Source organism: Pseudarthrobacter kochi (genome assembly GCF_055412805.1).
In genome coordinates, this window is sequence record NZ_JBVAYV010000014.1 from 76,238 (window position 1) to 85,161 (window position 8,924).

Annotated in this window: 10 protein-coding genes; 3 read left to right on the top strand and 7 right to left on the bottom strand. The window is 67.2% G+C overall.

The genetic code is table 11. The features are described 5' to 3' along the window. Window positions 1–27 precede the first annotated feature (27 nt). Window positions 28–1,821, bottom strand: a complete 1,794-nt coding sequence (locus ACZY0Y_RS09435) for a glycoside hydrolase family 15 protein (protein WP_463957607.1) — start codon at window positions 1,819–1,821, stop codon at window positions 28–30. Window positions 1,822–1,963: 142 nt separating this feature from the next. Here ACZY0Y_RS09435 and ACZY0Y_RS09440 point away from each other — a divergent pair, with 142 nt between their 5' ends. Together ACZY0Y_RS09440 and ACZY0Y_RS09445 are read left to right on the top strand one after the other, a co-directional pair. Further along, complete coding sequence (locus ACZY0Y_RS09440; protein ID WP_463957609.1) at window positions 1,964–2,719, top strand: DUF72 domain-containing protein; 756 nt, start codon at window positions 1,964–1,966, stop codon at window positions 2,717–2,719. A gap of 59 nt (window positions 2,720–2,778) precedes the next feature. Continuing rightward, window positions 2,779–3,849, top strand: a complete 1,071-nt coding sequence (locus tag ACZY0Y_RS09445; RefSeq protein WP_463957611.1) for an App1 family protein phosphatidate phosphatase — start codon at window positions 2,779–2,781, stop codon at window positions 3,847–3,849. Here the strand turns inward: ACZY0Y_RS09445 and ACZY0Y_RS09450 are convergent. Both ACZY0Y_RS09450 and ACZY0Y_RS09455 read right to left on the bottom strand, forming a co-directional pair. Then, window positions 3,846–5,345 (bottom strand): glycoside hydrolase family 1 protein, encoded by a 1,500-nt coding sequence (locus ACZY0Y_RS09450; protein WP_463957613.1) that lies wholly within the window; start codon window positions 5,343–5,345, stop codon window positions 3,846–3,848. The two genes, ACZY0Y_RS09445 and ACZY0Y_RS09450, sit on opposite strands and share 4 nt — an antisense overlap. 115 nt (window positions 5,346–5,460) lie before the next feature. Then, entirely contained in the window at window positions 5,461–5,850 is a 390-nt protein-coding gene (locus ACZY0Y_RS09455; protein WP_463957615.1) for a hypothetical protein, read from the bottom strand. 462 nt (window positions 5,851–6,312) lie between these two features. Here ACZY0Y_RS09455 and ACZY0Y_RS09460 point away from each other — a divergent pair, with 462 nt between their 5' ends. After that, entirely contained in the window at window positions 6,313–6,609 is a 297-nt protein-coding gene (locus ACZY0Y_RS09460) for a MerR family transcriptional regulator (RefSeq protein WP_463957617.1), read from the top strand. A gap of 61 nt (window positions 6,610–6,670) precedes the next feature. Here the strand turns inward: ACZY0Y_RS09460 and ACZY0Y_RS09465 are convergent, their stop codons facing one another. The 4 genes from ACZY0Y_RS09465 to ACZY0Y_RS09480 are packed head-to-tail and all read right to left on the bottom strand — an operon-like array spanning window position 6,671 to window position 8,803. Continuing rightward, window positions 6,671–7,453: a phosphatase PAP2 family protein gene (locus ACZY0Y_RS09465; protein WP_463957619.1), complete on the bottom strand. Its 783-nt coding sequence runs from the start codon at window positions 7,451–7,453 to the stop codon at window positions 6,671–6,673. Further along, on the bottom strand, window positions 7,356–7,775 hold the full coding sequence (locus ACZY0Y_RS09470; RefSeq protein ID WP_463957621.1) for a DUF3151 family protein: 420 nt from the start codon (window positions 7,773–7,775) through the stop codon (window positions 7,356–7,358). The genes ACZY0Y_RS09465 and ACZY0Y_RS09470 overlap by 98 nt, the downstream gene beginning before the upstream one ends. Before the next feature lie 45 nt (window positions 7,776–7,820). Next, window positions 7,821–8,393, bottom strand: a complete 573-nt coding sequence (locus tag ACZY0Y_RS09475; RefSeq protein ID WP_463882450.1) for a TetR/AcrR family transcriptional regulator — start codon at window positions 8,391–8,393, stop codon at window positions 7,821–7,823. A 38-nt stretch (window positions 8,394–8,431) separates the two neighbouring features. Then, window positions 8,432–8,803 carry a YhgE/Pip family protein gene (locus tag ACZY0Y_RS09480; protein ID WP_463957623.1) on the bottom strand — a complete coding sequence of 124 codons (372 nt, stop codon included), beginning with the start codon at window positions 8,801–8,803 and terminating at the stop codon, window positions 8,432–8,434. Between the last annotated feature and the right edge of the window lie 121 nt (window positions 8,804–8,924).

Consider the following 8,924-nt stretch of genomic DNA (forward strand, 5'->3'; position numbering starts at 1 on the left):
CCGCCTTTCCCGGCGTCAGGGACTTCGTCAACGGGCCGGGTGCGGCGCATCACTGCGGCGCACACCGTCCTCATGCAGTTCCAAAGCGCTCATCACGAGGGCAAAATGGCTGAATGCCTGCGGCGTATTTCCCAGCTGCCTTCCGTCCTCGATGCTCCATTCCTCGCTCAGGAGTCCGACGTCGTTGCGCAGCGCCAGCAGCCGTTCGAACAGCTCCTGTGCCTCGTGGTGCCGGCCCGCCCCCAGGAGCGCCTCGACCAGCCAGAACGAACAGGCGAGGAACACTCCCTCCCCGCCGGGTAGTCCGTCGTCGGATTCGGCCGGCTTGTACCGCCGCAGGAAGCCGTCGTGGGTCAGCTCCTGCTGGATGGCATCAATCGTCCCGACCACGCGCGGGTCATCCGGGGGCAGGAACCCGACGCGCGGGATAAGCAGCAGGCTCGCATCGAGCTCGGGCCGCCCGTAGGACTGCACGAAGGTGTTTCGTGCGGCATCGAAGCCCTTGGCCATGACGTCCGCATGGATGGTGTCCCGGAGTTCCTCCCAGCGGTCTGCGGGTCCGGGCAGTCCGTAGTCCCGGACGCCTTTGACCATGCGGTCGGCCGCCACCCAGGCCATCACCTTGGAGTGGGTGAAGTGCCGCCGCGGTCCGCGCATCTCCCAGAGCCCGTTGTCGGGCTCCTGCCAGACAGTCTCCAGGTGGTCCATCAGGGCCAGCTGCACGTCCCAGGATTCGTCGGTGCTTTTCAGCAGCGAGTTCCGGGTCAGGGACAGGCAGTCCAGCACCTCGCCCCAGACATCGAGCTGCAGCTGTCCGGCGGCGCCGTTGCCGGTCCGGACCGGGGCCGAGTCCTCGTACCCCCGCAGCCAGGGCAGTTCCACCTCGGGCAGGCGGCGCTCGCCGTGGATGCCGTACATGATCTGCAGGTCCTTGGGGTCTCCCGCCACTGCCCGCAGCAGCCAGTCGCGCCAGGCGGCGGCCTCCTCCGTGTAGCCCGCCGCGAGCAGCGCCTGGAGCGTCAGGGTGGCATCCCGGAGCCAGCAGAAGCGGTAGTCCCAGTTCCGTTCGCCGCCCAGCTCCTCCGGCAGCGAGGTCGTCACGGCCGCCACGATTCCTCCGGTGGGGGCGAACGTCAGCGCCTTCAGTGTGATCAGCGAGCGCTGCACCACCGCCCGGTAGGGTCCGGTCACTACGCACTTGGCAGACCAGCGCTGCCAGAAGTCCTCCGTCGATGCCAGGACCTGTTCCGGGTCCACTGCGCGGGGACGGCCAAGGTGGCTCGGGGTCCAGGTCAGGACGAACGGGACCCTGTCGCCGGCCTTGACGGTGAAGTCGCTGATGGTCTGCAGTCGCTCGCCCCGCAGCGGGGCCCCGGTCACGAGGTACGCGGCGTCGGGGCCGGCAATGGCGTGGATCCCGCGGTCGTCGTGGCGGACCCACGGGACGATGTGGCCGTAGTCGAAGCGCAGGACCAGCTCGCCGCGCATCCGCACCGTGCCGCGGACGCCCACCACAATGCGCACGATGTCCGCCACCGAGTCCCGGGGCGGCATGAAGTCGATGACCTTGACCTTTCCCGTGGGCGTCTCCCACTCCGTTTCCAGGATGAGGGTGCCCTTGCGGTAGTGCCGCCGCGTGCATTCACCGCCGCCCTCCGGCGCCAGCAGCCAGCGCCCGGCCCGGGGCGTGTCCAGCAGGGCGTTGAAGCAGGCCGGCGAGTCAAAGCGCGGCAGGCACAGCCAGTCAATCGAACCTTCGGTGCTGATCAGCGCAGCCGTGTGCAGATCGCCGACCAGTGCGTAATCCTCAATGCGAGCCATGGGACTTACAGTGCCACACCCGTTTCCCTGAGGACTAGGATCCAGAGAAGCTGACACGGAACTTCGGACCATCGCCCCGCACGACGGCGGGCGGGCCGGGGATGACCAGGCGGGCACAGCGGGCCGGGAAGGAACGGGCGGGATGGACCAGGGCACACCCCGGACCGGGACGGTGCACATCGGCACCAGCGGCTGGAGCTATGAGCACTGGGAGAACGTGCTCTATCCGCCGGGACTGCCGGCGAGGGACCGGCTGGCGCACTACGCGGCCCACTTCACCACAGTGGAGCTCAACGCCAGCTTCTACCGCTGGCCCCGTGACAGCTCCTTCGCCAGCTGGCGCCAACGGCTGCCGCCCGGGTTCCTGCTGTCCGTCAAGGCCCCGCGCGGATTGACGCACGGGAAGAGGCTCTACGCCCCGGAAGCCTGGATCGAGCGGATCGCCCGGTGCTGGCACGAACTCGGCGACAAACGCGCGGTGCTGCTGGTCCAGCTCCCGCCGGATTTCGCCCGGGACGACGCGCGGCTGGCGTATTTCCTGGCGGCGGTGCCCGACTGGATCCGGGTCAGCGTGGAATTCCGCCACCCCAGCTGGGACGATCCCGGCGTCTACTCGTTGCTGGCACGGCACGGCACTGCCTACTGCGTCATGAGCGGCGCGGGACTCCCGTGCGTCCTCCGCGCCACCGCGGCCTTCGTCTACCTCCGGCTGCATGGCCCGGACCGGGAGTATCTCTACGGCGGCTCCTACTCGGACGACGAGCTGCGCTGGTGGGCGGAGCGGATCCGCGAATGGCAGACGGCCGGCAAGGACGTCTTTGCCTATTTCAACAACGACGGCGGTGGCAACGCCGTGCGGAACGCCTGGATGCTGCGCCATTTGCTGGGCGACGCCTGATCCGCGGCGATTCCGGACACAGTCAACGGGGCGCCGTGGCCCTGTGGGAGAGTGGAGGCATGGAATTGGCCTCACAGCACACACCCGGGCAGCAAGCAGTCACCGGCAACCGGGTCTTCCGCCTTGCGCATGTGGTCTCGGACACCGTCAACAGCGTCCGTCTGAAGACTGCCCGGCGCTGGGACTTCATCCCGCAGACCGTCGCCTACCAGGGCTACGGGTCAACCACCTGGGTCCGGGTGCTCGGCCGGGTGGTGCTCACCAGCAGGCCCAACCCCGGGAGCCGGGCGGAGCAGGCGGCCCAGAACGGCAACCAGAACATCCGCGGCTGGCGGGCGTTCACCTCCGTGCCGGTGCAGTCCTCCAAAGTGGAGATCGAGATCGGCGGGGTGACCGCCCGGGTGCAGGCCGACCGCGGCGGACTTGTGGACACTCTCGTGCAGGTGGAGCTCACTCCGGGCTGGCACACCGCGGTGCTGCGCGCCGAGGGCACCGAGCCCGTCACCGCGAAGATCTTCGTCATTTCCCCCGAGACCAAGCTGGGCATCGTGTCCGACATCGATGACACGATCATGGTCACCGCGCTCCCCCGGCCCTTCCTGGCGCTCTGGAACACCTTTGTGCTCAACGAACGCGCCCGGATGGCGACGCCTGGCATGGCCGTGCTGATGGACCGACTGATGGTCGAACACCCGGAGGCGCCGGTGATCTACCTGTCCACCGGACCGTGGAACGCGGCCCCCACCCTGGCACGTTTTATCACCCGGAACATGTACCCCTCCGGTGCCCTGCTGCTCACCGACTGGGGCCTCACCCACGACCGGTGGTTCCGCAGCGGCCAGGAGCACAAACGCCGCAACCTGGAACTGCTGGCCGAGGAATTCCCGAAGATGCGCTGGCTGCTCTTCGGAGACAACGGCCAGCACGACGAATCGATCTACTCGCATTTCGCCCAGCAGCACGGCGACCGTGTGGCCGCCATCGGCATCCGCCAGCTCTCCGCGAGCGAAGCCGTGCTGGCCGGCGGCCACTCGGACACCGGGGACCACACCGGCTCCAAGGTTCCGTGGATCTACTCACCGGACGGTGCCGGCATGGCAAAGGGCCTGCAGGACCTCGGCGTTCTTTAGGCGCCGGCCCGCCGGCTGGCCGCCGCCGCGGCGGCCGGAACCTCCGGGACGGGGTCCCGGTGCCGTGCCGCGAGAACCTCCTGGAGCCAGTAAAACGATGCCTTCCTGGTGCGCTCCTGGGTCCCGCGGTCCACGTGCAGCAGCCCGAATTGCTGTTTGTAGCCGCCCGACCATTCGAAGTTGTCCATCAGCGACCACACGTAGTATCCCCGCAGGTCAATGGACTCTGCCGCGCCGCCGGGCGACGTCGCTTCAACGGCGGTGGCGATATGGTCGGCCAGGTAGCTCACCCGGCGTTCGTCCGGGATGATGAGCCGGCCTTCCGGGTCCCGGATCTCGAGGTCTTCGAAGCTAGCCCCGCCCTCGGTGATGTAGACCGGCGGAAGGCCGGGGTAGCGTTCGGCCATTTCCGCAAGCGCGACGGCCATGTACTCCGGTTTGATGGGCCAGCCGTACGCGGTGGTCTCGGTGTCCGGGAATGACGCAATGTGGAACGGGGCGCCGGGCGCGGTGCCGCTCAGGTCGTCGCCCATGGCCTCGGCCATCCCCTTGGGCACGGCGCCCTCGCCCGGACCGGACGCCACCCGGGTCGGCATGTAGTAGTTGAGCCCGTAGAAGTCCAGGGGCTGGGAGATCAGCTTCATGTCCTCACTGGACGGGCTGAAGGAGGAGAAGAAGGTGGCGGCACGGACGGTGTCGGGGTACTTGCCGAGCAGGACAGGGTCCGCGTAAAGCCGGTTCTGGGCCGTGTCCATCAGACCGGCACTGAGCTTGTCCAGCGGGTTGATCGAGGCAGGCACCATGGGCGAATAGACATTCGTGATCCCGATTTCGCCCGGCACATTGGCGGCCCGGAGCGCCTGCAGCGACAAGCCGTGGCCCAGCAGCTGGTGGTGGACGCTCGGGAGCGCCTTCAGCATAAGCGCCTCGCCCGGCGCGTGCATCCCCAGCATGTAGCCGTTGGTGCTGACCGTGGCGGGCTCGTTGACCGTCACCCAGCGGGTCACCCGGTCGCCATACGCGGCCGCGGCGATCGCGGCGAACTCGCCCAGCCGGTAGGCCGTGTCCCGGTTCATCCAGCCGCCGGCCTGGTCCAGCTCCAGCGGCGTATCCCAGTGGTACAGCGTGGCCATGGGTGCGATGCCGTTGGCCAGCAGCAGGTCAATCAGCCGGTCATAGAAGTCGAGGCCCGCGGGGTTGACCGGACCGCTGCCGCCGGGCTGGATGCGCGACCAGGAGAAAGAAAAACGGTAGGAATCGACCCCGAGTTCCTTCATCAGGGCCACGTCTTCGGGCATCCGGTGGTAATGGTCGCAGGCAACCGCGGGGCTGTGGTCCGCCACGATCGCACCGGGCTTGGCAGCGAAGTGGTCCCAACCCGAGGGACCGCGTCCGTCCTCGTCCAGGGCACCTTCGATCTGGAAGGCTGCGGTCGCCACGCCCAGAGTGAAGTGCGGCGGCAGCAGGGCGGCCAGGTCTTTGGCGGATGCTCTCATCAGTGGATCCCCTATGTAGTTTCCGGCAGTTGACTGATTTTAGGCCGCGGCGCACCCGCGCGCCACGACCGGCGCCAGCGTGCCGGAGCTTCTGCGGAAAGGCTCCTGCGGAGACTCAAGACACTGGGGCTTCAGGCCCGAACAGGAACTCCTTGGCGTGCGCCACGGCCTTCCTGAACGCGTCGTTCCGCAGGGCCTGAAGTTGCTCAAGCTCATCCACCGCGGGCTCCAGGTAGCTCGTGTACCCCGGCCGAAGCACCCAGATGTCGCCGGCCGGCGGCAGGTAGAAGACGCCAAAAGACCGGTGCTGGCTGTCATCGACGGACCAGATGGGAACCACCGCGAGTGCGGCCCCGGTGTCGATATTAATCCACTGGGCACGCGGCAACGGTGCCTCGTGGGCCTCCGGATCAAGAAACGGGGCGGTCCCCTCGCCCCACCGGGCCACGAACCGCTCGTGGAAGACCGGCAACAGCAGCGAATCGTAGCGGCGCCATGCGCTCATGGCTGCCCTCCTTCTCCTGTGCTTCTTGGCTGTGGTTCGGGAATCATTCGGGTGGTCCCGACGGCCGGGTCACAACGGACCTCGTTCCACCGCGCCGGGGTAGCCCGCAGGACCAGGCTCCCCTGGCGGTGGTGACGCGCCGGAATCTCCAGGGCGCCGCGGGTGGTGTGCGCCCGGCGGCGGACCACGCGTCGTGTCCAGGGCGTCGCCCCGGATGAAGCTGGCGGCTAGAGACGCCGCGCCGCCTAGTTCCAAAGACCCGCTGGGTCAGCCGGTCCAGTTCACGGAACGGGTCCGTACGCATCAACATCATTTCCCACTCCTTCATGCAAGATCTCTGTGCTCTTTCCTATATCCAGTCTTACTGATTATCTATGGTGGTGAATATAGATTTTTTATAGCACCGGTGCGAAACTGACGCAAGAGGGAAAGCCGGCACATCGGAGAACGTGAAGGAGCGCCGTGACGGAACGTGGTGGGGAGCTGGGCATTTACGCGATCTCAGTGGTGGCCGCAATGGTCGGCACCGGGCAGCAGAACATCAGGCTCTACGAGCGGAAGGGCCTGCTGACGCCAGACCGCACCGCCGGAGGAACACGCCAGTACAGCCACGCGGATCTGGTGGTGCTGCAGCGGATCAGCGAACTGCTGGAGGAGGGGCTGAACCTTGCCGGAGTAGCCAAGGTGCTGGAGCTGGAAGCGGTCAACGCACGGCTGCAGAGCGAGCTGAACAGCCTCCGCCCGCGCCGGGGCTTGTGACTACGCTCGCGTCCTTCGGTCTTGACCGTGTGCACGCCCTGCAAGGAGCCCCGGCCGGGAACTACTCCTGGCGGGTATCGGCCTTGGAGAGCGTTCCGGTGATCTGCTCGCCGCGGATGCGGGCGGTCCGCCAGGTGTCCAGGGCGATCACGCCGCCCAGGATCACAAACGAGATGGACAGCGAGGCAAGCGCGTCAGTCAGCCAGTGGTAGCCCAGGTACAGCCGGCTCGCCGCGGCGAAGAATATTCCGACGCCGGCCAGCGCGAAGCCTGCGACTGCGGCCATGCGGTTGCGCAGGCGGGAGAAGATCAGGAAGGTGCTGACCAGCAGGAAGTCGCAGGCGCCCAGGACGTGGCCTGACGGGAAGGAGAAGGTGAAGTCGGCGCCGAAGAGCATAAGGTCCACGGGCGGGCGCTGGCGGCCGATGGTGCGCCCGATGATCTGGGCCAGAATCACACCGGTGAGCATGGCCCCGGCCAGGAGCATCGGCCGCCAGGCGTGCTTGGCCAGCAGTCCCCAGGCCACCGTCACCACCAGGACGATGATCGGCAGTGCTACAGGTCCGAAAACGATCGCAAGGATGATCATGATGGTCGTGAGCGGTTCGGATCGGAGGGTGAGAAGCCACGAGCGGACCGGTTCGTCGCCCGCGGTCAGGCCGTCCTGCAGGAGGACACCGGCAAGGATCGATACGAACAGCACAACGCCCAGAACCATCAGGCCGACGGCGATCCGGTACAGGTTCTTACGGTCCCGCTCGCTCATGTAGCGTTCTTCCACGACGAACTTGTCGTGGAAGATCCGCCACCTGCCGGGCGATTTCCCGGTAGTTTCCTCTGCCATTCCCGTCTCCGCCCTCTGCACCGCGTGTGGACATATCCTTCGTGAAGGATATACCGGTTCCGGAGCCGCGTCGGCGCCAGCCGGCCTTGCGCAGGGCGTCGAAGCCGCGGTGGTAACCCACCCGGGCATACGCGTAGGCCTCGAGCAGGTGACCCTGGCTGTGCGCGTAGTCGGCCAGAGCCGACCAGGCCAGCGAGGACTTGGGATGCGCGGCCACCACGGTCGCAAGATCCTGCGTCGCGGATCTTCTGAGCGCCTGGGTCACCTCCGGTTCCGCGGGCAGGAGGGTCTCGGGCTGGTCTAAGAGATTTGCGCCGGTCACACTCGATACTGCCGCGACCGGTCGGGGCCCCGGCGAATCACGGGATTAGGCGAGCAGGCCACCGGAGAGGGACTCCAGGATGGTGGCTGACACCTCGTCGCGGTGGCGCTCCGGCTCGAAGACGAGCCACTCCAGGCCCGCCATCAGCACGGCCCCGAAGACGCTCGACGCCATCAGGCTGCTCGTGCCGGCCGCCGAAGTAGCCGGCCGGGACTCGGCGATCGCCGCGGCGAAGACCGCGAGTGCGTCGTGCCGGAGAGCGAACAGGGTCTTCTGCCAGGCCCGGTCGGTCCGGAAGATCTCGGCCGCCATGAGCTTGGCCAGACCGGCATTGGCCTCGATGCGATCGAGCAGCACGATGATCAATGCCTCCAGAGCGGCACGGCCGTGCAGGCCGGTCCGCGCCGTCTGGAGGGCGTCGGCGAGCGCGCCGACCCCCTCCTGCAACAGAGCCTCGAAGAGCTTGTCCTTGGAGCTGAAGTTGTAATACAGGCTGCCTTTGGCCACACCGGCGCGCTCGGCGACGTCGTCCATCGTGGTTCCGGTGATACCCCGGGTGGCGGCCAGTTCAAGCGCGGCATCCAGAATGGCCCGTTTTGTGCCTGTCGCGCGGGGCATTGCCAGTCCTTTCGTCGGTGTTGCTAAGGGCCCAAGGCCTAGATGGACAACTCGGGGTGCAGCCGGGTGATGGTCCACATCCGCTGACGGGACGCACTCCAGGCGCTGATGGCGATGGAGCCGACCAGGATGCCCACAAGCACGAGCACGGAAAGCCACAGTCTAGCGTCGATGCCGCCCGTGATGAGCTGCCGCAGTCCGGAGACCACGTATGAGGCGGGCATCCACGGGTGCATGACCTGGAAGAAGACCGGGGTCGTCTCCACCGGATAGGTGCCGCCTGAGGAGCTCAGCTGCAGCATCAGCAGCACCAGACTGGCCACGCGGCCGGCCGCGGTGCCGAACAGGACGATGAACATCTGCTGCAGCGCCAGGAACGCCAGAGTCGTGAGGTAGATAAACGCCGACATACCCAGCCAGGGCGGATTCTAGGGGTCGATGCAACACCCGAGGTCAGCTGGCTTCCAGTAGATCACGAAGACGCTCGGCCGGGGTGTCCCAGTCCAGTGTTTTGCGTGGTCTTGCGTTGAG